Genomic DNA, 20,702 nt, shown 5'->3' on the forward strand with positions numbered 1-20,702 from the left:
CGTGGATGCGGTTTGACGGCGGGGCCGGCGATTGGCCCTGTGCAATATGTGTCTTGGCCCGGGCAGGGGCTGCCCCTTAGAATTTTTGCCACACACAGGGGGAAGTTCGTTGGATCTCACACAATCGGCCGCAGGGGCCGCACAGCAAGGCAGCGCCCATACGGCGCAAGCCATCATCCACAACGTCGAAAAAGTCCTGCAGGGCAAGCACCGCGAGGTGGAACTGGCGCTCGCGGCCATCGTGGCCGGCGGGCACCTGCTGATCGAGGACGTGCCCGGCCTGGGCAAGACCATGCTGGCGCGTGCGCTGGCGGTGTCGGTGGGGCTGTCGTTCAAGCGCATCCAGTTCACGGCCGACCTCATGCCGTCCGACATCGTGGGCGGTCCGGTCTACAACCCCAAGGATGGCTCGTTCACCCTGCGCCCCGGCCCGGTGTTCGCCAACATCGTGCTGGCCGACGAGATCAACCGCGCCAACCCGCGCGCCCAGTCGGCCCTGCTCGAATGCATGGAGGAGGGGCAGGTCACGCTGGACGGGCAGACCCTGCCGCTGCCGGCCCCGTTCGCCGTGCTGGCCACGCAGAACCCCATCGACATGGCAGGCACCTACCCGCTGCCCGAGGCGCAGCTCGACCGGTTTTTGATCCGCCTGTCGCTGGGCTACCCCGATGCGGCCACCGAGGCCGCGCTCATCCAGAGCCAGCAGTTCTCGCACCCCATCAGCCGGCTGCAGCCGGCGTGCGGGGCTGGCGATTTCGAGCGGCTGGTGGCGGCTGCGCACGAGGTGTCCATCACCCCTGAGGTGGCGCAGTTCATCGCGGCCATCGTGGGGGCCACGCGCAAGCACGTGGACATCCGCTTCGGCGCCAGCCCGCGCGGCACGCTGGGCCTGGCGCGCATGGCGCGCGCGCTCAGTTGCATCCGCGGGCGCAGCTATGTGGACCCGGCGGTGGTGCGCGAAGTGGCGGCGCCGGTGCTGGCGCACCGCATCATCGTGCAGGGGCAGGGCGCCCAGGCCAAGAATGCGGCCGACATCATCGATGCCATCCTGATGCTGCAACGCACCCCCGTCTGAGGCCGGGCATGGAACGCCTGCTCACCCGCTCGCGCGTGCTCATCGCGTTCTGCGGCACGCTGCTGCTGGCCGCGCTGAACCGCCGCGACCCCATGGTCTACGGCATGTTCCTGTTTCTCGCCACCCTCACGGTGCTGGGCTTCGTGCTGCCCTGGCTGTCGCTGCGCGGCATGGCCGTGCGCCTCAAGAGCCAAGGGGTTGCCGAGGTGCAGGAGGGCGCCGCCTGCGACCTGGGGCTGGTGGTGGAGCGCAGCGTGCGCTGGCCCGCCTTCATGGTCGACGTGGAGACCGAATGGGAATGGGCCGGCCAGCGCACGGTGCTGCGGCACACGGTGCCGGTCATCCGCAAGGGCGCATCGCCCGTGCTGGGGCGGCTGGCGCGCTTTGACTGCCGTGGCCACTACCGGCTGGTGGCCGTGCGCCTGGCCAGCGGCTTTCCGCTGGGCTTGCTGCAGGCGCGGCACAGCATGCCGCAGCAGCACACCGGCATCGCCGTACACGTGCTGCCCCGGCCACAGCCCGTGCACTGGCCGCTTCCGTGGAACGTGTCGCCCGATGCCTCGGGCACCCTGGCCACGCGGCACACGGGCCAGTCGTTCGAGCTGGGCCTGCTGCGCGAGTACCAGCAGGGCGAATCGGTGGGCCGGGTGAGCTGGCGCGCATCGGCGCGCCTGGGCGAGCTGGTGATCCAGCATTTCCAGCAGATGGGGGCCGTGGCACTGCGCCTGGTGGTGCATGCGCCCCGCGCACCGGCCCTGGGCGACCCGCGCAGCGCGGGGGAGCAGGCCGTGCGCCTGGCTGCCGGCGTGTGCGACGTGGCCCTGGCCCATGGGGCCAAGGTCACCCTGTACCCCGCAGCGGGCGGCGCCCCCGTGCAGGACGCCGCCCCGCTGCGCAAGGCCCTGGCATCGGCACTGCCGAGCAGCCCCGCGCAGTTGATGCAGGCCTGTGCCCGCCTGGCGGCCGACGCGCGTGCGGGCGAGCAGATCGCGCTGGTCGTGCCCGCAGACCTGGCCATACCGGACCTGCAGGCCGCGCTGGCGCAGTTCGCGCGCCTGCCCTGCACGGTGGTGGCCTGCATCGCCCTGGGGCCGGCCGGTGCCGCCAGCCACCGTGCCAACGCCGCACTGCTCGGCGCAGCGGCCGGGCAGGCCGGCGTTGCCACCCTGGTGGAGGCGCCATGAGCCAGGCTGCCCGCAGCACCACCCCGGCCACCGGCAAGCCGTTCAAGGCCGCGGCAGCCCCTGCGGCCGAGGTGGCCGTCCCGCTGCAAAGCCGCGGCGCCATCGTCTTTGTGGGGCTGAGCTACCTGTTCACCGGCTTCGCGTTCGCGTACGTGGACCGCGGCTACCGCGCCTTCAGTGTGCTGTGCATGCTGTGGCTGGTGTGGGCGGTGCTGGGTTTCGGCGCCGGCGTGTTCAACCAGCGCCGCGCCGAGGGTGCAGGGCGCAGGCAGTGGTGGGCGATGGGGCTTTTTGGCGGCATGCTGGCGCTGTTCCCGGGGTTCCTGATGTACCCGTTCGCGCGCTGGGTGTGCCTGGTGCTGCTGATCGTGATGGGCGCGCGCGCCGCATGCATGCGCACACGGCGCGACCTGTACCTCACCCTCACGGTGGTCTTCACCGTGTGCTTTCTCACCACCACGCACTACGCCGCCGACTGGAGCCTGTGGTTCTACCTGGGCCCCGCATGGCTGTTCGCCGGCCTTGCGCTGGCCTGGCTGCATGCCGACGGGGTGGACATCTCGCGCTGGGCCAAGCTGTCCATGACGACGGGCTTCGTCGCCGTGTCGTTCGCGATCGCGGCCTGCATGTTCCTCTTCCTGCCCCGGCCGCCGGTGCTGGGCTTTGGCTTTCTGCCCGGCGGTGATGTGCCGGGCCTGTACGAGCCGCCCTTTGGCGACCGGGGCGGCGACCGTGGCGAGCCGCGTGCCGACGATGCGGGCCAAGGGGGCATGGGCAGCCAGGGCGGGGCCGCCGGCATGGGCTCGCGCAACAGCGACGGCGGCTGGGGCCCCGAGCGCCCCGGCTCGGCGCGCGCGGGGGCCGGCAGGCCGATGCCCGCACGGCCATCGCAGTGGGACCGCATGCTCGACTCCATGCGCGAGGCGGGCCGCGACCCCTTTGCCCCGCAGTGGCAGCGCAACGCCATCAACGGCGCGCTGGACGGGGCCCAGGCGCTGCGCAACTGGTGGAAGGGCCGGGGCTCGCCCGGGGGTTCGGCCAGCGGCATGGCGGGGCAAGGCGACCAGCCCGGCACGGCCATGCAACTGCAGGTGTCCGAAGGGGTGGTCATCGCGCCCAGCCTGGCCGACCTGCTGCTCCTGCTGGCTGCGGCGCTCACTGCCTGGCTGCTGTGGCGTCTGCGCTACCGCTGGGGCCTGCGCGTGGCGCTGGCGGCGGCGTGGGCTTTGTCGCGCTGGTGGCCCGCCCGGTCCATGCAGCTGTCTGCGCGCGCCATGGGCTGGTGCCTGCGCGGCCGCCGCCATGTGCCCCTGCGCGGGCAGTCCGTGCGCGAGCATTGGTTGTCGGCCCCGGGCCTGGCGCCGCTGGCGCGCCAGTGGATGGAGCGCGCGCTCGAGTCGTACTGCGCCATGCGCTTCGGCGGCCGGCCCGCCACGCGCGAGCAGGCCTTGCGCATGCGCGAGGAAGTGCTGGGCGCCGCGGACGTGATGGGCGGTGTGGCGCCCGAACTGGCCCGCTGACGGCTGGCTGGCAGCACGGCGGGTGTGCGTGCTACACCGGCCCACGCTGCTGTATCCTTTTGTTGCGAACCGCCTGCGCAGATGGTGCGGTCGCACGCAGCCGTACCCTCACCCTTTCCCCTTCGGAGTGCCCTGAAATGATCGCCAAGAAACTACTTGCCGTGGCCGTGACCGCCGTGGTCGCCACCCTTGCCCTGAGCCAGGGCGCCCAGGCCGGCCCGCGGCTGGACAAGATCATGGAAACCAAGGTGCTGCGCGTGGGCACCCCGGGCGACTACCGCCCGTTCGCCATCAAGACCGACGCCGGCCTGTCGGGCCACGACATCGACGTGATCGAAGCCATGGCCTAGTCCCGTGAACCATAGAAATGGCACCCCCCGTGAGCGCCACACAGGCCGCAGGCAAGGCGCCAACCGCAGCCAGGTTGGACACCTGGCGAGGATTGGCAACGCCGCATGCGGCCTGTGTGGCGCTCACCCGAAGGGCCGGGGCGAGAAGGGGCGCATGCGGGCGTTGCGCACCTTGTCCAGGCGGCCAGCCTGGACTGCGGCGCGCGCCTACGCCTGCGCCCCTTCCCGCCCCGGCGGGGGGTGTCATTTCTATGGTTCACGGGACTGAAGCTCGGCGTGAAGATCGAGTACGTGCAGACCTCCTGGCCCAAGCTGATGGCCGACCTGCAATCCGACCAGTTCGACATCGCCGTGGGCGGCATCACGCGCAACGTGGCGCGCATCCGTTTGATCGAAATGCTGCCGGGCTACGCGCCCTTCGGCAAGGTGGCCCTGGTGCGCTCGGCCGACAAGGCCAAGTACAACACCGTGGACGACCTGAACAAGCCCACCGTGCGCGTGATCAAGAACCCCGGCGGCACCAACGAAACTTTCGTGCTGCAGAATCTCAAGAGCGCACAGGTGAGCACGCACGAGAAGAACGCCGAAATCCCGGCCCTGATCGCCGAAGGCAAGGGCGATGTGATGATCACCGAGACCTACGAGGCCCTGGTCTACAGCAAGGCCGACCCGCGCCTTCACGCCGCCTTCATCGATGCGCCGCTCACGCCCAAGAGCTACCTGGGCTTCATGCTGCCCAAGGACGATGCGGACTACACGCGCGTGATGAATTTCGTCTGGGGCCAGATCGACAGCCGGGGCGTCCTGAAAGGTGCCTCGGACAAGTGGCTGAAATAAGCCGCTGATTCACCGGGCTGACTGGAGCCCGGTGCGCCGTGCCATCAGGCCTGGGCAATCACCTGAGCGCGGTAGCTCTCGCTGCCCTCGGCCCAGCCCAGCAGGCGGTCGATGTTGGGGTGCTTGCCCGGAAAGGCCTTGGCATCGGCCACATGCTCGCCATACCACTCCAGCCCCAGGCGCGCCGCTGCCGGCGTGATGCTGCCGCCATACAGCGCAGCCAGCGCGGCATACACCACCAGCGAACCGGTCTGGCCGGGCTTGTTCTCAATGGTGGCGAGCACCTCGCCATCGGCGCCCAGCAGTTGCAGGGCGGCGAGGTGGGAAGCGGAAGGCAGTTGCTGGAGGCGGGCGGCGAAGTTCATGCGGATGCGGAGAAAAGAGAAGATTCGGGGCGGACATGTCCGCCTGCGGTTGGTTGAAGGAAGACCGCCGATCTTAAAACCCCGCACACGCATTTGCGTCGCAGCCACTTCGCCATCAGTGCTTGGCCGGCACCTTCATGGAGTCGTCCACGGGCGTTTCGGTGTGCATCACGCACTGCCACTGCCCATCGACATGGATCCAGGTCGAACTGTCGTGCATTACCTGCTCGGTGCTTTGGGCTTTGTCGCCGCGCGGCGCCACGCCCTGCTTCACGCGGTAGGTAAGGATGCCCATCGCGTCGGTCGGGAACACCACCTGCATGTCGCTGAACTCAAACGAGGTGACGACCATCGGGCCTTCTTTTGCCATCTTGCCGTACATGGCGCGGTCGAATTGCAGGGCGCCGTGGGCGCTGACCATCATGGCGGGCTCTGCCAGCAGGTCGGTGGCGGCGCCGACGTTCTCGTCGACCATGGCTTGCCAGAATTGGGTTTCCAGGTCGATGAGGGTCTGGCGGGGTGCAGATGTCGCGGGCATGGGGACCTCCGTTGTTTCACGAACATGGGGCCATGGTGCGCCGTGGCGGCCTCTGCCGGCATCGGCTGGAGGCGACGGGGCGGGTAGGGGTTGGCTGACAGTGCGGCAAAAAGGGCGGGGCTTTACAGCGCGTCCACCTCAGAGCCCGGTATCCCGGGTGGGGCTGGTGTCGCGGTCGAACTCCACGTCATCGGCTCCGAACAGGGGCGACCGCTGCATGAAGTCCCCCAGCGAGCCTTGCGCCTGCGAGAGCCGGTCGAAGGTTTCGCGAGAAAGCACCACAGCAACCGACTTGCCATGCACGGTAATGTCCTGCGGCTGACTCTGGGCGGATTTCACCAGCTCGGACATGCGGGCCTTGGCATCCTGCATTGGCCATGTCTGCATATCGCCTCCTTGCAATCTGACTGGACAGGTCAGATTGTGACCCGCAGGCGCTGAAAGAACAAAGGCGCCGAAGCGCCTTTGTGTTGGGAAGGGTTTACTTACCCCAGCTGTCCTTCAACCCCACCGCCAGATTGAACACTGGCTTGCCCGGCTCGTGGTCCACCCGGTCTGCCACAAAGTAGCCGTGGCGCTCGAACTGGAACTTGTCGTCCTTGTGGGCGTGGCCCAGGGACGGCTCCACGATGGCTGTCACGGTTTTCAGGCTGCTCGGGTTCAGGCCTTCGATGAAGTCCTTGCCGCCCGCGTCGGGCTGGGCTTCGAGGAAGAGGCGGTCGTACATGCGCACTTCGGCATTCACGCCGTCGGCCACGCCCACCCAGGTGATGGCGGCCTTGACCTTGACGCTGTCGGCGCCGGGGGTGCCACTCTTGGTGTCAGGCACAACCGTGGCCAGCACCTCGGTGATCTTGCCGTCGGCGTCCTTGGTGCAGCCGGTGCACTCGATGACGTAGCCGCCCTTGAGGCGCACCTTGTTGCCGGGGAACAGGCGCTTGTAGCCCTTGGGCGGCACTTCCTCGAAGTCCTCGCGCTCGATCCAGACTTCCTTGCCGATGGTGAAGTGGCGCTCGGGGCTTTCCACGCCTTCGGGCGGGTGGGGCAGCGAGGGCAGGGTGCAGGGCTCCAGGTGGCCGGCGCCCATGACCTCATCCCAGTTGGTGAGCACCAGCTTGACGGGGTTGAGCACGGCCATGCCGCGGAAGGCCTTGAGCTCCAGGTCTTCGCGCAGGCAGCCTTCCAGGGTGCTGTAGTCGATCCAGCTGTCGCTCTTGGTCACGCCGATGCGGTCGGCAAACACCTGCAGCGATTCGGGCGTATAGCCGCGGCGGCGCAGGCCGACGATGGTGGGCATGCGCGGGTCGTCCCAGCCGCTCACCTTGTGGTCGTACACCAGCTGGGCGAGCTTGCGCTTGCTGGTGATCACGTAGGTGAGGTTCAGGCGCGAGAACTCGTACTGGCGCGGGGGCGGGTTGCCCAGCAGGCCACCTTCGGTCAGGCGCTCCAGCAGCCAGTCGTAAAACGGGCGCTGGTCTTCGAACTCCAGCGTACACAGGCTGTGGGTGATCTGCTCGAGCGCGTCCTCGATGGGGTGGGCGTAGGTGTACATCGGGTAGATGCACCAGGTATCGCCGGTGTTGTGGTGCGTTGCGCGGCGGATGCGGTAGATGGCCGGGTCGCGCATGTTGATGTTGGGGCTGGCCATGTCGATCTTGGCGCGCAGCACCATGGAGCCGTCTTCGTGCTCGCCATCGCGCATTTCGCGAAAGCGCGCCAGGTTTTCGGCCGGCGTGCGGGCGCGGAAGGGGCTGTTGACGCCCGGCTTGCCGAAGTCGCCGCGGTTGGCGCGCATTTGCTCCACGGTCTGCTCGTCCACGTAGGCGTGGCCGGCCTCGACCAGGTACTCGGCCGCGCGGTACATGAAGTCGAAATAATCACTGGCCTGGTAGGGCGCGGCGTTGGGGCTGCCGTTCCAGTCGAAGCCCAGCCATTTGACGGCATCGATGATGCTGTTGACGTACTCGGTGTCTTCTTTTTCGGGGTTGGTGTCGTCAAAGCGCAGGTGGCACACGCCGCCATAGTCGCGCGCCAGGCCGAAGTTGATGCAGATGCTCTTGGCGTGGCCGATATGCAGGTAGCCATTGGGCTCGGGCGGGAAGCGCGTGCGGATCTTCGCCGGGTCGGGCTGGCCCTTGGCGTGGTGGGCGGCGTCGCCCGGTGTGCCACCCCATTGGCGGCTGGCGTAGGTGCCCTTGTCCAGGTCGCTCTCGATGATCTGGCGAAGGAAGTTGCTCGTCTTGGCGGTCTCAAGGGCCGCTTCGGGGGCTGCGGCAGGGGTGTTGGCTGGGGTGGACGTGGTCATTGGCCCATTTTAGGGGGAGGCCGGGTCGTCTGCTGCAGTGCAGCGCGGCCAGGGGCGCCAGGGGGCTCGCTGCGCGCCGCAACGGGGGCTTACAGCGCTGGATTTGTAACACCGCACAGCCTCCCGAAAACGGCCTGCGTGCGCAGACGATTGCCTGCCTGATCTGCAACTGGAGCATTCTGGTGTGAACTATTGCGCAGGAGTGCGCACTCACGTGTACGTAAAGAAACAATAAAGATGGAGTTTCGTGCCATCCTTTCGGACATCTGGTGCGTTGAGTACCAGTGAGGCGAATCCCAACCAAGGGTGCCGCCTCCACTACCAGGAGATTTACATGACGAAAACCCGTTCTATCCAGTCCATGGCCGCCGCCGCTGGTGTGGCACTGGCGCTCTTTGCAGCTGCCGGCTCCGCCCAGGCCCGCAGCGATGTCAACTGGTCGATAGGCCTGAGTTCGCCAGGTGTGGTGGTGGGCGTGGGCAACGGCTACCCGGTGTACTCTGCCCCCGCCCCGGTGTACTACGCCCCGCGCCCCATCTACCACGCAGCGCCCCCGGTGTACTACGCACCGCCCGCACCGGTGTACTACGCCCCGCCTGCTCCCACCTATTACTATGGTGGTGGCTACCGTGACTACGGCCACCGCCACCATGGCCACGGCCATCGCGGCCACGGCCACGGTCGCGACCGCTGATACCCAGAGGGGGCGTGCCACGGCTGTGGCGCGCCGTACCGGGTCAGTGGGGCAGGGTGACGGGCACCGCAGCATAATCCCGCGTTGGTAATGACCATGGTGGCCTGCTTGGCGAGTGATCGGCAGGCCCACCCCAACGCCCGAAAGTGCAAAAAAGCATGTCTGCCCAGAAAACCGTCTTTGTCCTCAATGGCCCCAACCTGAACCTGCTGGGCACGCGCGAGCCCGCCGTGTACGGCGCGCACACCTTGGCCGATGTCGAGCAGATGTGCGTTGAGGCCTGCGAACGCCACGGTTTTGCGCTGCGCTTTCACCAGAGCAACCACGAAGGCGCGCTGGTGGACTGGATCCACGAGGCCGGCCGTCTGCACACCGCCGGTGAACTGGCTGGCGTGGTGCTCAATGCCGGCGCCTACACGCACACCAGCGTGGCCCTGCACGATGCCACCAAGGGCACGGCCATCACGCTGATCGAGCTGCACATCAGCAATGTGCATGCGCGCGAGGCCTTCCGCCACCACTCCTACATTGCCGCAGCGGCCAAGGCCGTGATGTGTGGCTTTGGCGTGCGCGGCTATGCACTGGCCATCGACGGCCTGGCGGGCATGTGATGGCCGCTGGGGACGACGACGAGGACGAGAACCCCGCAGCCCCTGCGCGCGAGGTCGCCCGCCTGCCTTCCCCCGAGATCGACCGCCTGCGCGCCCTGGCGCAGCGCCACACCACACCCTGCGGCAGTGGTGACACCGTCTGGCACAGCTGGGGCGAGGCTTCTGAGAGCCAGCCCCCGCTGGTGCTGCTGCACGGCGGCAGCGGCAGCTGGACGCACTGGGTGCGCAACATCGAACCCCTGGTCGCTGCCGGCCGCCAGATCTGGATACCCGACCTGCCGGGCTTTGGCGATTCGGCCACCCCGCCCACGGGCGGCGATGCCGATGCCCTGGTCGAACCCATGGCCGACGGCCTGCGCGCCCTGTTCGGCCCGCGGCCCGTGGACCTGGTGGGTTTCTCGTTTGGCGGGATGACGGCGGGGCTCATGCTGGCTGCCCACCCCGAACTGGCGCGCCAGTTGGTGGTGGTGGGCGCCCCGGCCATGGGCGTGGTGGCCGAGCGGCCCGTGCGCCTCAAGGGCTGGCGCCACCTGCCGCCCGCCGAGCAGCTCGACATGCACCGCTACAACCTGGCCGTGCTGATGCTGCGTGACCCGGCCCTGGTGGAGGGTCTGGCGCTTGAAGTACACGTGGGCAATGTGGTGCGCGACCGCATGACGCGCCGACGCCTGGCGCGCACCGACATCCTGGCCCGCTCGCTGGCCCAGGTGGGTTGCCCGGTGCATGCCATCTATGGCGAAGCCGATGCGCTGTACCAGGGCTGGATCGGCCAGCTGGAGGGCGCTTACGCCGCTGCCGCGCCTGATTTTCGTGGCATGGCCATGGTGGCCGATGCCGGGCATTGGGTGCAGTTCGAGCGGCCCGAGGCCTTTTTGCAGGCGCTGCTGGCGGCACTTGCCGATGGCGCAGCGGGTAGAAGGGGCTGATATGGCAGACACCCCGCTCGACCTCAAACCCCTGGCGCCTGCAGCAGCTGCAGCGGCTGCCTTGCCCGAGGCCGCACCACGCCCACCGCGCCCGCCGCAGGAGGCCCCGCGCGTCAACGGCCAGGTCGCCGTGCTGCAGGTGGACGAGCGCGAGGTCGAGATCACCGCCATGCGCGCCCAGGGTGCCGGCGGGCAGAACGTCAACAAGGTCTCGAGCGCCGTACACCTGCGCTTCGACATCGCGGCGTCTTCGTTGTCCGAGGGTGTGAAGGAGCGCCTGCTGGCCCTGCGCGATTCGCGCATCACGCAAGACGGCGTGGTCGTCATCAAGGCCCAGCAGTACCGCAGCCAGGAGCAGAACCGCAGCGATGCGATCGAGCGGCTGAATGCGTTGGTCAACACCGTAGCTGCGCCGCCGCGGGTGCGGCGGGCGACCAAGCCGACCTATGGGTCCAAGCAGCGGCGGCTGGAGGGCAAGAGCCAGCGGAGTGAGACGAAGGCGTTGCGGGGGCGGGTGGTGGATTGAGCGGCAGCGCCAACTGGAGGTGACGCTAGACTGTCTTCAGCGGATATTTACGGCCCGGCATCTGTGCAACGCAAACTCGTCATTTTTGATCTTGATGAAACTTTGGTGCACGCCACCCAGGTGCCGCTTGCTGGCGTCCACGATATGGAAGTTCCACCGTACTTCGTCTACCAGCGCCCCTTTGTCCATGAGCTCTTGGGCTTTGCCTTTGAGTTCTTCGACGTGGGTGTCTGGTCTTCATCGAGCAAAGAGTATGTCGCTGCGGTTACGGAACACCTGTTCTCCAACTACCCCCTCAAGTTTGCCTGGTCTGTCGAGAAGTGTGTTCAGCGGCCTGATCCCAGAACCAACGGTTACGTGTACATCAAAGACCTTCGCAAATTGCAAAGCCTGGGGTTCAAGCCAGAGCGCATCACGATCATCGATGACAGCCCTGAAAAGGTGCAGCGGCAGCCGCGCAGTCATCTGCCTGTGAAGCCATTCACTGGAGATTTCCAGGATTGCGAGTTGCTTGAAATCAAGTCGGCCCTTCAAGCAATGCTTTCGCAAAGTCGCGCAGGCGCGATCAGCTGATTTAGCGCGATTGTTGCGACAGCGGCTCTTGGCTTCGATGGGTTTCAAACCCCTGATTCACCCCAAAAACGCAACAATCCGTTTGCTCTCCGGGGCTTGGTCTCGGCCTTGGCAAGTCCTACAGTACCTATCAGACCCTAGAGAAAGTACGCCGACCATGTCCGCCACCACCCAAGCCCCTTCTCCTTCTTCCTCCACCCCGGTCCCCGCCCTGTTCGTATCGCACGGCGCACCGCTGTTCGCCATCGACGCCGGCACTACCGGCCCTGCGCTCACGCAGTGGGGCCAAGGGCTGCGGGCGCAGTTTCCCGGGCTGCGCGGCGTGGTGATCATGTCGCCGCACTGGATGGCGCGCAGCCCGCAGGTGATGACGGGGCCGCAGCCGGCCACCTGGCATGACTTTGGCGGTTTTCCGCAGGCGTTGTACCAGTTGCAGTACCCGGCGCCGGGCTCGCCTGCGCTGGCGCAGGAGGTGCTCGGTATGCTGCAGGCCGCCGGCGTGGCCGCGCAGGGCGATGCCGCGCGCCCCTTCGACCATGGCGCCTGGGTGCCGCTGATGCATTTGTTCCCCGATGCCGACCTGCCCGTGGTGCAGGTGGCCCTGCCTTCGGGCGCGGGCCCGGCCGAGGTGTATGCGCTGGGCGCCGCGCTGCGTGGCCTGCGCAGCCAGGGCGTGCTGGTGGTGGGCTCGGGCAGCATGACGCACAACCTGTCCGAGTTCTTCGGCGGGGCGCGCGAGCCAGCGCCCTATGTGCTCGAGTTCAGCCGCTGGATCGAGGATGCGCTGGCCCGTGGCGACATGCAGGCGCTGCTCGACTACCGCAGCCAGGCCCCGCATGCCACGCGGGCACATCCGACCGAAGACCATTTTCTGCCCATCTTCTTCGCGCTGGGCGCGGCGGGCGATGACCTGCAGGCGCAGTACCTGAGCCGCGAGGTGATGTACAGCATGTTGTCGATGGATGCATTCGCCTTGCAACCTGCTGCACACTGAGCGACGAAAAAACCTCTTCTGGCGTCGTTGCTGCGTCTTGCCGTACTTGCAGTACTGTCTGCGACGCAGCGCCTAGCCAGAACCGCTTCGCTGAGCTTTGTTCGCCGCTCTCGGGCATCCCTTCAACATCAAGATCATGACTACACCTCAACTGCCGCTGACCTACCTGCACCGCCCCGCCGCCGCCGGCACCACCGAGCCCTGGCTGCTGGTGCTGATGCATGGCGTGGGCAGCAACGAGCAGGACCTGTTCGGCTTGGCGCCGCACGTGCCCGGGCGCTTCCATGTGCTGAGCCTGCGCGCGCCGTTCCGCATGGGTCCGGGGGCCAATGCCTGGTTCGAGTTCTCGGTGGCGCCCAATGGCGACCGCACCATCAACGAGCCGCAGGAGCTGCAAAGCCGCGCGCTGGTGGCCCAGGCGGTGGAGGCCGCTGCATCGCAACTGGGTGTGCCGGCCAGCCGCGTGGTGGTGGGCGGGTTCAGCCAGGGCGGCATCATGTCGCTGTCGCTGCTGCTCACCCAGCCGGCGCTGCTGCAGGCCGCCATGGTGTGGCACAGCCGGCTGCTGCCCCAGGTGATGCCAGCCGCCGCGCCGGCTGCTGCGCTGCAGGGCAAGCAGCTGTGGGTGAGCCACGGCACGCAGGACAACGTGATCCCGCTGGCGCAGGCCCATGCCATCCGCGATCACTTCGCGCAGCTGCCCGTCACCCTGACCTACCGCGAGTTCCCCGGCATGCACGAGATCCGCCAGGCCGAGCTGGCGGCTACGGTGGACTGGTTGCAGTCGGTGTAGGACTCTCCCGCGTACTGCGGGCGCTGTTGCTTGCATGCAGCGTGCCCATGACGAAAACAGGGCGTTACGTCTTGCCGGAACCTAAAGGGTTTCCAATGGTCAGGCCATGACCCGGGCCGCTGCGTTGGCCGCACCCCGGCTCATGACGCAAGGACCCCTGCATGCCCGATCCAGTGCTCGACCACGACCGCGATTTTTCCGAACTGCGCAGCGACCACCACCCGACTCCGCCGCGCAGCACGGGCGGGGCGGCAGGCTGGGTGGCGGGCGTGCTGGCGGTGGCCCTGGTGGGTGCCGGCTACGCATGGTGGCAATGGCAGGCCAAGAACAACGCGGTGGCCGAGCCGCCTGCCGCCGCGGCGCCGCCTGAGGCCGCTGCGTCGGCACCCGTGGCTGCTGCATCGGAGCCCACGGGCCCGCAGAACCTGATCGATCCTCTGGCCCCGGCCGACGCCGCGCAGCTGCCTGAACTGGCCGAGTCCGATGCCACCGTGGCCCAGGCGCTGACCGAGCTGCTGGGCCAGCCCTCGGTGGGCTCGTTTTTGCAGCTCGACGGCTTTGTGCGTCGCGTGGTGGCCACGGTGGACAACCTGCCGCGCGCCCAGGCGCCCTCGCGCATGTGGCCGGTGCAGCTGGCGCCGCGCCGCTTCAGCGTGGAGGGCGTGCCCGGCACCCACGGCCAACTGGCCATTGCGGATGGCAATGCCGGGCGCTACAGCGCCTTCGTGGCCTTTGCCGAGGCCATCCCCATCGACCAGGCCGTGGCGGTGTATGCGCGGCTGTACCCGCTGTTCCAGCAAGCCTACGAAGAGTTGGGCTACCCGGGCAAATACTTCAACGACCGCCTGGTGGCAGTGCTCGACCACCTGCTCAAGACGCCCGAGCCCACCGGCCCGTTGCTGGTGGAACTGACCGAGGTGAAGGGCGAGGTGACCTCCACCCGGCCCTGGGTGCGCTACGAGTTCGTGGACCCGCAGCTGCAGGCGCTGTCGAGCGGGCAGAAGATACTGGTGCGCATGGGTCCGGACAACGAAAAGCGCCTGAAGGCCCGTCTGGCCGAGTTCCGCAAGCGCGTGGCCACGGGGGTGGGGCCCAAGGCTGCGGGCAAGGGGCAGGCCAAGGCCACAACAGCGGTGAAGAAGGCGCAGTAAGCGCCTGCTGGCCTGGCCTACTCCGCCACGCGGACCACGGTTTTCCCAAAGTTCTGCCCCTGCAGAACTCGGCGCAGTGCTTCGGGCGCGCTCTCCAGCCCGTCCACGATGTCCTCGCGCAGTCGCACCTGGCCCTGAGCGATCCAGGCCGCCATCTCGCGGCGGAAGCTGTCGAAACGTTCGCCGTAGTGGTCCAGGATGATGAAGCCCTGCATGCGCACGCGCTTTTGCAGCAGCGTGGCCGTGAGCTGGAGTAACCGATCAGGCCCGGGATTGGGCGTGCTGTCGTTGTAGTGGGCGATGAAGCCGCACACTGGCACGCGCGCATACAAGTTGAGCAGCGGCAATACTGCATCGAACACCTCGCCGCCCACGTTCTCGAAGTACACGTCGATGCCCTGCGAACACGCCGCTGCAAGCCGCTCGGCCAGGCCGGGCTCGCGCCGGTCCAGGCAGGCGTCGAAGCCCAGTTCTTCCACCGCATGGCGGCACTTGTCGGCGCCGCTGGCAATGCCCACCACGCGCGCGCCCTTGATCTTGGCGATCTGGCCCACGATGGCGCCCACGGCACCGGTGGCCGCTGCCACCACCACCGTCTCGCCGGGCTTGGGTTGGCCGATGTCGAGCAGGCCGACATAGGCCGTGAAGCCCGGCATGCCCAGGCCGCCCAGGGATTGCGAGGGCTGCGCCGCATCGCCCAGCGCCAGCAGGTCGCTGCCGTCGGACAGGGCGTAGTCCTGCCAGCCGGCGTTGGCCAGCACCAGGTCACCTTCGCGGAACTGCGGGTTGCGCGAGGTGATGACCCGGCTCACCGTGCCGCCGACCATGGGCGCGCCGATCTCCACAGGCGGCGCGTAGCCCGGGCCGATGGGGTCCATCAGGTTGCGCATGTAGGGGTCGATGGACAGGTACAGCGTCTGCAGCAGCACCTGGCCCTCGGCAGGCTCGGGTACGGGCTGCGTCTCCAACCCGAAGTGCTTGGGTTCAGGCAGCCCTTGCGGGCGCGCGGCGAGCGTGATGCGGCGGTTGCTTGCCATGGTGCGTGCTCCCCTCGATCAGGCGGCCGCGGCAGGCCGGGGGCCGTGGCGCAGCGTGAGCAGCGTGCCGAGCGTGAGGGCCGCCAGCGCGAAGGCCGGGCCGCCCAGGGCGCCCACATGGTCCACCATCAGCCCGCCGAAGATGGCGCCGCTGGCAATGGCGATCTGGAAGGCCGCCACCAGCAGCCCGCCCGCGCCTTCGGCCTGGTCGGGCGCGGCGCGCACGATCCAGGTCTGGAAGCCCACGGGGAAGGCGCCAAAGGCAAAGCCCCACAGTGTGACGGCCACGGCCGTGATGGCGGCCGACTGCCCGGCCACCAACAGGGTGGCGGCCAGCACGGCGATGACGGCACCGCCGGCCACGATGGCCTGGCGCTCGCTGCGCCCGGCGATCCACCCGCCCACGAAGTTGCCGAAGAAACCGCCCACGCCATAGCCCAGCAGCACGGCCGTGATGGTGGCCACCGACAGGTGGGTGACCTGCTCCATCAGCGGGCGGATGTAGGTGAAGCCTGCGAAGTGGCCCGAGATGACCAGCAGCACCGCCAGCAGCGCCACGCGCACGGGCGGGCGGCGCAGCAGCTCGCCCAGCACCTTGAGGTTGGGGTTGTCGCGCGGGGGCAGGGCCGGCAGAGCCACCAGTTGCACGGCCAGCGTGATCAGGCTGATGACGCCGGCCGCGATGAAGGCGCTGCGCCAGCCCCACAGGTCGCCCATCCAGGCCCCGATGGGTGCCGCACACACGGTGGCCACCGACACCCCTGTGAGGATGAAGGACATGGCCCGCGCAAACAGCGACGCCGGCACCAGCCGCATGGCCAGCGCCGCCGACATGGACCAGAAGCCGCCCAGCGCCACCCCCAGCAGCACCCGCGCCGCCAGCAGCGTGACCATGCTGCCGGCCAGGGCCGACATCACGTTGGACAGCACCAGCAGCAGCGTGAAGGCGATCATCACCAGCCGCCGGTCGATGCGGCGCGTGAGCAGCGGCAGCGACGGGGCGGCCACGGCGGCCACCAGCGCCGTCACGGTGACGGCCTGGCCGGCGGCGCCATCGCTCACGCGCAGGTCGCTGGCCATGGCGGTGAGCAGGCTGGCGGGCAGGAACTCGGCCGTGACCAGGCCGAAGACACCCAGGGCCATGGATGCCACGGCGGCCCAGCGTGCCTCGGTGGGCTCGGGGGTGGAATGGGGGGCGGGCGTGGCCTCGGCAGCGACGGCACCGGTGGGCGCATCAAGGCAGGCGGAGCAGGAGGGAGAGGAGGACACGGGAAAGGCCTTCGGGTGGATGGAAAGCCATCGTAGGGATAAGATGGCGGCGTTTCCATGCCATAAAAGCCGAAATGCTTGACTTTTTATCCAAGCCCTTCAATCAGGTGCCGCAGCAGCCTTTTGCGGACCCGCCAGACCTGCTGACCCAGATCCTGCTCGGCTTGCGCCTGGATGGCGTGGAGTATGGCCGCTGCGTGCTGCACCCGCCGTGGGCCATTGCCTTCCCGGCGCAGCGCTCGGCGCGCTTTCACTTCGTGGGCCATGGCGGGGCCTGGCTGCGCACACCCACGACCGACTGGCAGCGCCTGAACCCGGGTGACGCGGTGCTGCTGCCGCACGGCAGTTTTCACGTGCTGGCCAGCTCGCCCGACGTGCCGCCGGTGGACATCGATTCGCTGGCGCGCAGGGCCGTGTCCGAGAACATCTACCTGGTGGACGGGCGCGATGCCAACAACGCGCACCTGGGCGCCGCCGTGGCACCGCCCCCGCCGCAGGCGCCCGATGTGATGTTCTGCGGCGCGCTGCGCTTCAACCTCGACCCGCTGCACCCGCTGATGGCGATGATGCCCGAGGTGATGGTGGCCGGCGACCTGGCGCGGCGCGACACCACCGTGCCGGTGCTGCTTGAAGCCATGGAGCGCGAGGTGGCGCAGGACCGCATGGGCGCCTGCGCCATCCTGGCGCGCCTGGCCGATGCGCTGGCCGCCAGCATCATCCGCGCCTGGGTGGAGTGCAGCTGCAACAACCCCACGGGCTGGATCGCTGCCGTGCGCTGCCCGCGCATCGGCAAGGTGATCGCCGCGATCCACGCCGACCCCGAGCGCGACTGGAGCGTGCCGCTGCTGGCCGACCTGATGGGCGCCTCGCGCTCGAGCTTTTCCGAATCGTTCACGCGCACCATGGGCGAGAGCCCGGCGCGCTATGTGGCCAAGGTCAAGATGTCGCAGGCGCGCAGCTGGATTGCGCGCGACGGCATGCGCGTGGCGGTGGCGGCCAACCGCCTGGGCTACGAGTCCGAGGCCTCGTTCAGCCGGGCGTACAAGCGCATCATCGGGCACCCGCCGAGCACGGCGCGGGCGTGAAGGAGCCCGCGGGCACCTGGGCTGATGGTGTCAACCACGCAGCCTGGCACGCAACCTGGCGTTGGGGCGCAGGCAGCACGCGCACCGAGGCAGCCTGCTGAGCAAGGCTGCGGCGATATGCAGCCCGGCAGTCCGGCAGTCCGGGCGTCGTGGTGGACGATGGAACTCCGGTGGTGCTGCGTATTTTGATGGCGACCGCTGGGCTGAGATTCTCCATGTCCCCTCACGAAACAAGCCAACAATTTCACGAAATTGACCTGCGTCTTGAAGCCGTGGGGCCGCAGGGCACGTCAGCCTGCGTTAAAACAGGCCACCAAAGATGGCCAAGGCTGCGGACACCTTGCGCCACCCAGCCGAAGGATGACAAAGTGCCCGAACTGCTTGTGAGACACGCCGCGACCATGGCAAGGTTCTGCTGCATCTGACGGACGAGACACCATGACCCACCGCCCTCTGCGTGCATTGCTCTGCTCTCTGGTGCTTGCGTTGCAATCGCTGCTGGCCGGTGGTGCCGCAGCCCGGCAGCCACCAACGTTTTTCTCCGGAGACCAGCTCACCCTGGCGCAGGCCATTTACCAAGGGGCCATGGCAGACATCGCCCCGCTGGCGCACCGCCTGGGCCATGAGGGGCTGAACCGCCCCGGCGCGCAGGACATGACGCTGCTGTTCTTCGCGCTGCAAAACGCCATGGGCGAGAAGCCCCGGCCACTGCAGATCATCACCGCGCTGGTGCGCGCGGGCGCCGACCCGATGCAGGAGGTGCCCGATCTCGGCAGCGTGCTCGGCGTTGCGCTGCGTGCCCAGAGCCCGCTGCACGTGCAGGCGCTGCTCGACGGCGGCGTGAGCCCCGACACCGTGCGCGGCAGCTCGCCCATCCTGTTCGATGCCGCCACACAGCACACCGCCGCCACGCTCGCGCTGTTGCTCGACCGCGGCGCGACCATCGACAAGAAGAACACGCTGGGCAACACCGCACTGATGCAGGCGCTGCAAGGCATGCAACTCGACCAGGTGGTGTATTTGCTCGACCGGGGCGCCAGCCCGCACTTCGTCAACATCAATGGCGTATCGTTCGCAGGGCAGTTGCAGTTCCAGATCGGGCGGCAGCAAGGCGGCTCACTGGCACAGCGCCGTATGCTGCAGGTCCGCGACCGCATCATCGGCATGGGCGTGGCCTGGCCCCCGCCCTCGCGCGACGAAGAGCGCCAACGCATGCGTGAGCGCGGGCAAGAGCCCGACAAGCTGCTGCCGGTGCGCTAAGGACTGCCACGCAGACCGAAAGGAAAAGTCCCCATGCAAGCCTGCGAATACGGACTGGTCTGCGCCACCGATGATGAAGCGTTGCTGGTGAAAAACCTCAACGCCTTTCTCGCGGCGCAGGGCTGGCGCCCGCTGTACCGCAAGCAGCCCACGGGCCTGCGCAACCCCGAGCGACCTGATCTGGAGCCGCAGTACAGCCACTGCTACTGCCAGTTCCACAAGCAGTCTCCCAGATGGTATTTCGACCTATACCCCAATGCGGACCAGCGCGGAGTGCTGCGTTTTCCGGAGCGCCCGCAGGCAGGCTGGACGTTGTTTTTCAACCGTCCCGGCCACGCAACGGACACGCCCGAGGAGCTGGCTCAGCTCGACGCCTTGTGTGGTCACATCGCGGCCGGCACCGGCTTCGCCGCCGTGCTGCTGCACACCTACCAGCCCGGCGAAGACCGGCATTGATACGGATTTGCCTTCAACCGTCTAACTTCGTTGGTCCGCCTTGCCGTGCTACAGCACTGTCTGCGGCTTCCCTCCTAGTTATACGATTGAATGCAAATCCGTATGAGAACCCCGTTGCCTCCCATGATCCCTGCCAACCACCGCCTGATTCCCCTGCCTGCCGCCATCGCCACGTTCGGACTGGAGGCACTGTTCCACCGCGACGGCCGCTACGATGCGATGGAGGACACCATGGTCCCTTCCTTCGGATCGCCCCACGCCGGCGGCCCGCTGATGGCGCTGGTACTCGATGGCGACACGCGGCTCGATGAACCCTTCGATGCCATGGCCGCAGGCGCCAAGCGGCGCGGCCAGATGGCCGGCGCCATCACCCCGCTGGAAGAACTGCTGGAGCGCGCCTGTACCGTGGTCGTCAATGGCAGCCTGCAAGCTCCGCGCATCGACACGCGTGGCTGCCAGGCGCTGTTCGTCTTCGGCAGCGTGCGCTGTGGCGCCTTTGAGTTCTGGCAGGGCGACCTGGCCTGGATCACCGGCGACCTGGACACCACGCGCGCCGTGCTGGCCACCGCCGGGCATGACGATCCCGACAGGGCAGACTACGTGGGCCGCAGCTATGCCTGCGTGCAAGGCAGCGTGCAGGCCCCGCGCGTGCAGACCTGGTTCATGCACCTGGGCCACCTGAACTGGCGTGAGGGCAGCGGCACGGAGTTCCGCGAAGATCTGGAGCACGAAGACCAGGACCACCTGTGGAAGACCGACCCGGTCTGGCTGCGCGACAACGGCATCGACAACTCTCTGGGCGCATGAGCATGCAACCCGCCCACCACCGCACCCTTGCACTTGCAGAGGCCATCGAGGAATTCTCCCTCGAGAGCCTGCAGCGTATTTCGGCTCTTCTGGACAGCCAGATCGGCACTGTGGACAGAGTTCAGCACCGTGAGCAAGGGCCGTGGATGGTCGGCCAAACCATCGCTGAGGAACAGTTGGGGCGGTGGGCTAGACTTCCGGTAGCGGCCGAGGCTGTGTGGAAACGCACGTTGCGCCCTTGACTTGCCGGCCGACTCAGAAATCGACCGCTTAGATCGGCCTACAACGCACGATCATTAAAGTACCCCCCGAAAAAGTCGTCTATCGACGTTTTCACACAGCCTCG

Annotated in this window: 22 protein-coding genes and 2 pseudogenes; 18 read left to right on the plus strand and 6 right to left on the minus strand. The window is 67.9% G+C overall.

The features are described 5' to 3' along the window. The first annotated feature begins 109 nt into the window (after window positions 1-109). From AC0IZS_RS18530 to AC0IZS_RS18550, 5 genes and pseudogenes are all read left to right on the plus strand, one after another. Window positions 110-1,075 (plus strand): AAA family ATPase, encoded by a 966-nt coding sequence (locus AC0IZS_RS18530; RefSeq protein WP_471636943.1) that lies wholly within the window; start codon window positions 110-112, stop codon window positions 1,073-1,075. Between the two features lie 8 nt (window positions 1,076-1,083). Then, window positions 1,084-2,259, plus strand: a complete 1,176-nt coding sequence (locus AC0IZS_RS18535) for a DUF58 domain-containing protein (RefSeq protein ID WP_471636944.1) — start codon at window positions 1,084-1,086, stop codon at window positions 2,257-2,259. Continuing rightward, a complete protein-coding gene (locus AC0IZS_RS18540; RefSeq protein ID WP_471636945.1) occupies window positions 2,256-3,779 on the plus strand; it encodes a TgpA N-terminal domain-containing protein in 1,524 nt (507 codons plus the stop codon). The genes AC0IZS_RS18535 and AC0IZS_RS18540 overlap by 4 nt, the downstream gene beginning before the upstream one ends. 137 nt (window positions 3,780-3,916) lie before the next feature. Continuing rightward, window positions 3,917-4,130 (plus strand): annotated as a pseudogene (locus AC0IZS_RS18545) (transporter substrate-binding domain-containing protein); the annotation flags it as partial. Window positions 4,131-4,396: 266 nt separating this feature from the next. Then, a pseudogene (locus tag AC0IZS_RS18550) lies at window positions 4,397-4,966 on the plus strand (transporter substrate-binding domain-containing protein); the annotation flags it as partial. A gap of 44 nt (window positions 4,967-5,010) precedes the next feature. Here the strand turns inward: AC0IZS_RS18550 and AC0IZS_RS18555 are convergent. From AC0IZS_RS18555 to AC0IZS_RS18570, 4 genes are all read right to left on the minus strand, one after another. Then, a complete protein-coding gene (locus tag AC0IZS_RS18555) occupies window positions 5,011-5,331 on the minus strand; it encodes a DUF2322 family protein (protein ID WP_057199499.1) in 321 nt (106 codons plus the stop codon). 115 nt (window positions 5,332-5,446) lie between these two features. Beyond that, window positions 5,447-5,869 carry a nuclear transport factor 2 family protein gene (locus tag AC0IZS_RS18560; protein WP_471636946.1) on the minus strand — a complete coding sequence of 141 codons (423 nt, stop codon included), beginning with the start codon at window positions 5,867-5,869 and terminating at the stop codon, window positions 5,447-5,449. A gap of 138 nt (window positions 5,870-6,007) precedes the next feature. Further along, on the minus strand, window positions 6,008-6,256 hold the full coding sequence (locus AC0IZS_RS18565; RefSeq protein ID WP_471636947.1) for a type II toxin-antitoxin system Phd/YefM family antitoxin: 249 nt from the start codon (window positions 6,254-6,256) through the stop codon (window positions 6,008-6,010). Between the two features lie 94 nt (window positions 6,257-6,350). After that, a complete protein-coding gene (locus tag AC0IZS_RS18570; RefSeq protein ID WP_471636948.1) occupies window positions 6,351-8,174 on the minus strand; it encodes a glutamine--tRNA ligase/YqeY domain fusion protein in 1,824 nt (607 codons plus the stop codon). A gap of 334 nt (window positions 8,175-8,508) precedes the next feature. On the opposite strand from AC0IZS_RS18570, the gene AC0IZS_RS18575 reads away from it, so the two are divergent. The 8 genes from AC0IZS_RS18575 (at window position 8,509) to AC0IZS_RS18610 (ending at window position 14,442) form a co-directional block, all read left to right on the plus strand. After that, a complete protein-coding gene (locus AC0IZS_RS18575; protein WP_471636949.1) occupies window positions 8,509-8,868 on the plus strand; it encodes a hypothetical protein in 360 nt (119 codons plus the stop codon). A 158-nt stretch (window positions 8,869-9,026) separates the two neighbouring features. Then, on the plus strand, window positions 9,027-9,479 hold the full coding sequence (gene aroQ, locus AC0IZS_RS18580; RefSeq protein ID WP_471636950.1) for a type II 3-dehydroquinate dehydratase: 453 nt from the start codon (window positions 9,027-9,029) through the stop codon (window positions 9,477-9,479). Then, window positions 9,479-10,405, plus strand: a complete 927-nt coding sequence (locus AC0IZS_RS18585) for an alpha/beta fold hydrolase (RefSeq protein WP_471636951.1) — start codon at window positions 9,479-9,481, stop codon at window positions 10,403-10,405. The genes aroQ and AC0IZS_RS18585 overlap by 1 nt, the downstream gene beginning before the upstream one ends. Before the next feature lie 61 nt (window positions 10,406-10,466). Beyond that, window positions 10,467-10,931 carry an alternative ribosome rescue aminoacyl-tRNA hydrolase ArfB gene (gene arfB / locus AC0IZS_RS18590; RefSeq protein WP_471639553.1) on the plus strand — a complete coding sequence of 155 codons (465 nt, stop codon included), beginning with the start codon at window positions 10,467-10,469 and terminating at the stop codon, window positions 10,929-10,931. Between the two features lie 63 nt (window positions 10,932-10,994). Then, entirely contained in the window at window positions 10,995-11,504 is a 510-nt protein-coding gene (locus AC0IZS_RS18595; protein WP_471636952.1) for an HAD family hydrolase, read from the plus strand. A 157-nt stretch (window positions 11,505-11,661) separates the two neighbouring features. Then, a complete protein-coding gene (locus AC0IZS_RS18600) occupies window positions 11,662-12,498 on the plus strand; it encodes a DODA-type extradiol aromatic ring-opening family dioxygenase (protein ID WP_471636953.1) in 837 nt (278 codons plus the stop codon). A gap of 136 nt (window positions 12,499-12,634) precedes the next feature. Next, on the plus strand, window positions 12,635-13,291 hold the full coding sequence (locus tag AC0IZS_RS18605; RefSeq protein WP_471636954.1) for an alpha/beta hydrolase: 657 nt from the start codon (window positions 12,635-12,637) through the stop codon (window positions 13,289-13,291). 161 nt (window positions 13,292-13,452) lie between these two features. Beyond that, window positions 13,453-14,442, plus strand: a complete 990-nt coding sequence (locus AC0IZS_RS18610; RefSeq protein WP_471636955.1) for a DUF3014 domain-containing protein — start codon at window positions 13,453-13,455, stop codon at window positions 14,440-14,442. A 17-nt stretch (window positions 14,443-14,459) separates the two neighbouring features. Here AC0IZS_RS18610 and AC0IZS_RS18615 read toward each other — a convergent pair whose 3' ends face one another. Further along, window positions 14,460-15,479, minus strand: coding sequence for an NADP-dependent oxidoreductase (locus tag AC0IZS_RS18615; RefSeq protein WP_471636956.1), 1,020 nt, complete (start codon window positions 15,477-15,479; stop codon window positions 14,460-14,462). An 18-nt stretch (window positions 15,480-15,497) separates the two neighbouring features. Beyond that, on the minus strand, window positions 15,498-16,748 hold the full coding sequence (locus tag AC0IZS_RS18620; RefSeq protein ID WP_471636957.1) for an MFS transporter: 1,251 nt from the start codon (window positions 16,746-16,748) through the stop codon (window positions 15,498-15,500). 74 nt (window positions 16,749-16,822) lie between these two features. On the opposite strand from AC0IZS_RS18620, the gene AC0IZS_RS18625 reads away from it, so the two are divergent. The 5 genes from AC0IZS_RS18625 (at window position 16,823) to AC0IZS_RS18645 (ending at window position 20,598) form a co-directional block, all read left to right on the plus strand. Then, entirely contained in the window at window positions 16,823-17,833 is a 1,011-nt protein-coding gene (locus AC0IZS_RS18625) for an AraC family transcriptional regulator (RefSeq protein WP_471636958.1), read from the plus strand. 438 nt (window positions 17,834-18,271) lie between these two features. Next, window positions 18,272-19,093 (plus strand): ankyrin repeat domain-containing protein, encoded by an 822-nt coding sequence (locus AC0IZS_RS18630; RefSeq protein WP_471636959.1) that lies wholly within the window; start codon window positions 18,272-18,274, stop codon window positions 19,091-19,093. Between the two features lie 33 nt (window positions 19,094-19,126). Then, a complete protein-coding gene (locus AC0IZS_RS18635; protein WP_471636960.1) occupies window positions 19,127-19,549 on the plus strand; it encodes a hypothetical protein in 423 nt (140 codons plus the stop codon). Window positions 19,550-19,672: 123 nt separating this feature from the next. Continuing rightward, window positions 19,673-20,356 carry a hypothetical protein gene (locus AC0IZS_RS18640; protein WP_471636961.1) on the plus strand — a complete coding sequence of 228 codons (684 nt, stop codon included), beginning with the start codon at window positions 19,673-19,675 and terminating at the stop codon, window positions 20,354-20,356. After that, a complete protein-coding gene (locus AC0IZS_RS18645; RefSeq protein WP_471636962.1) occupies window positions 20,353-20,598 on the plus strand; it encodes a hypothetical protein in 246 nt (81 codons plus the stop codon). The genes AC0IZS_RS18640 and AC0IZS_RS18645 overlap by 4 nt, the downstream gene beginning before the upstream one ends. Window positions 20,599-20,702 lie beyond the last annotated feature (104 nt).

Source organism: Acidovorax sp. AC410, from assembly GCF_979253235.1.

Bases quoted from the DNA above. Each gene is read 5' to 3' on its own strand.
- AC0IZS_RS18535 (WP_471636944.1), top strand. From the start codon at position 1,084: ATGGAACGCCTGCTCACCCGCTCGCGCGTGCTCATCGCGTTCTGCGGC.
- AC0IZS_RS18540 (WP_471636945.1), top strand. From the start codon at position 2,256: ATGAGCCAGGCTGCCCGCAGCACCACCCCGGCCACCGGCAAGCCGTTC.
- AC0IZS_RS18555 (WP_057199499.1), bottom strand. From the start codon at position 5,331: ATGAACTTCGCCGCCCGCCTCCAGCAACTGCCTTCCGCTTCCCACCTC.
- AC0IZS_RS18560 (WP_471636946.1), bottom strand. From the start codon at position 5,869: ATGCCCGCGACATCTGCACCCCGCCAGACCCTCATCGACCTGGAAACC.
- AC0IZS_RS18565 (WP_471636947.1), bottom strand. From the start codon at position 6,256: ATGCAGACATGGCCAATGCAGGATGCCAAGGCCCGCATGTCCGAGCTG.
- AC0IZS_RS18570 (WP_471636948.1), bottom strand. From the start codon at position 8,174: ATGACCACGTCCACCCCAGCCAACACCCCTGCCGCAGCCCCCGAAGCG.
- AC0IZS_RS18575 (WP_471636949.1), top strand. From the start codon at position 8,509: ATGACGAAAACCCGTTCTATCCAGTCCATGGCCGCCGCCGCTGGTGTG.
- aroQ (WP_471636950.1), top strand. From the start codon at position 9,027: ATGTCTGCCCAGAAAACCGTCTTTGTCCTCAATGGCCCCAACCTGAAC.
- AC0IZS_RS18585 (WP_471636951.1), top strand. From the start codon at position 9,479: ATGGCCGCTGGGGACGACGACGAGGACGAGAACCCCGCAGCCCCTGCG.
- AC0IZS_RS18600 (WP_471636953.1), top strand. From the start codon at position 11,662: ATGTCCGCCACCACCCAAGCCCCTTCTCCTTCTTCCTCCACCCCGGTC.
- AC0IZS_RS18605 (WP_471636954.1), top strand. From the start codon at position 12,635: ATGACTACACCTCAACTGCCGCTGACCTACCTGCACCGCCCCGCCGCC.
- AC0IZS_RS18610 (WP_471636955.1), top strand. From the start codon at position 13,453: ATGCCCGATCCAGTGCTCGACCACGACCGCGATTTTTCCGAACTGCGC.
- AC0IZS_RS18615 (WP_471636956.1), bottom strand. From the start codon at position 15,479: ATGGCAAGCAACCGCCGCATCACGCTCGCCGCGCGCCCGCAAGGGCTG.
- AC0IZS_RS18625 (WP_471636958.1), top strand. From the start codon at position 16,823: ATGCTTGACTTTTTATCCAAGCCCTTCAATCAGGTGCCGCAGCAGCCT.
- AC0IZS_RS18630 (WP_471636959.1), top strand. From the start codon at position 18,272: ATGACCCACCGCCCTCTGCGTGCATTGCTCTGCTCTCTGGTGCTTGCG.
- AC0IZS_RS18635 (WP_471636960.1), top strand. From the start codon at position 19,127: ATGCAAGCCTGCGAATACGGACTGGTCTGCGCCACCGATGATGAAGCG.
- AC0IZS_RS18640 (WP_471636961.1), top strand. From the start codon at position 19,673: ATGATCCCTGCCAACCACCGCCTGATTCCCCTGCCTGCCGCCATCGCC.
- AC0IZS_RS18645 (WP_471636962.1), top strand. From the start codon at position 20,353: ATGAGCATGCAACCCGCCCACCACCGCACCCTTGCACTTGCAGAGGCC.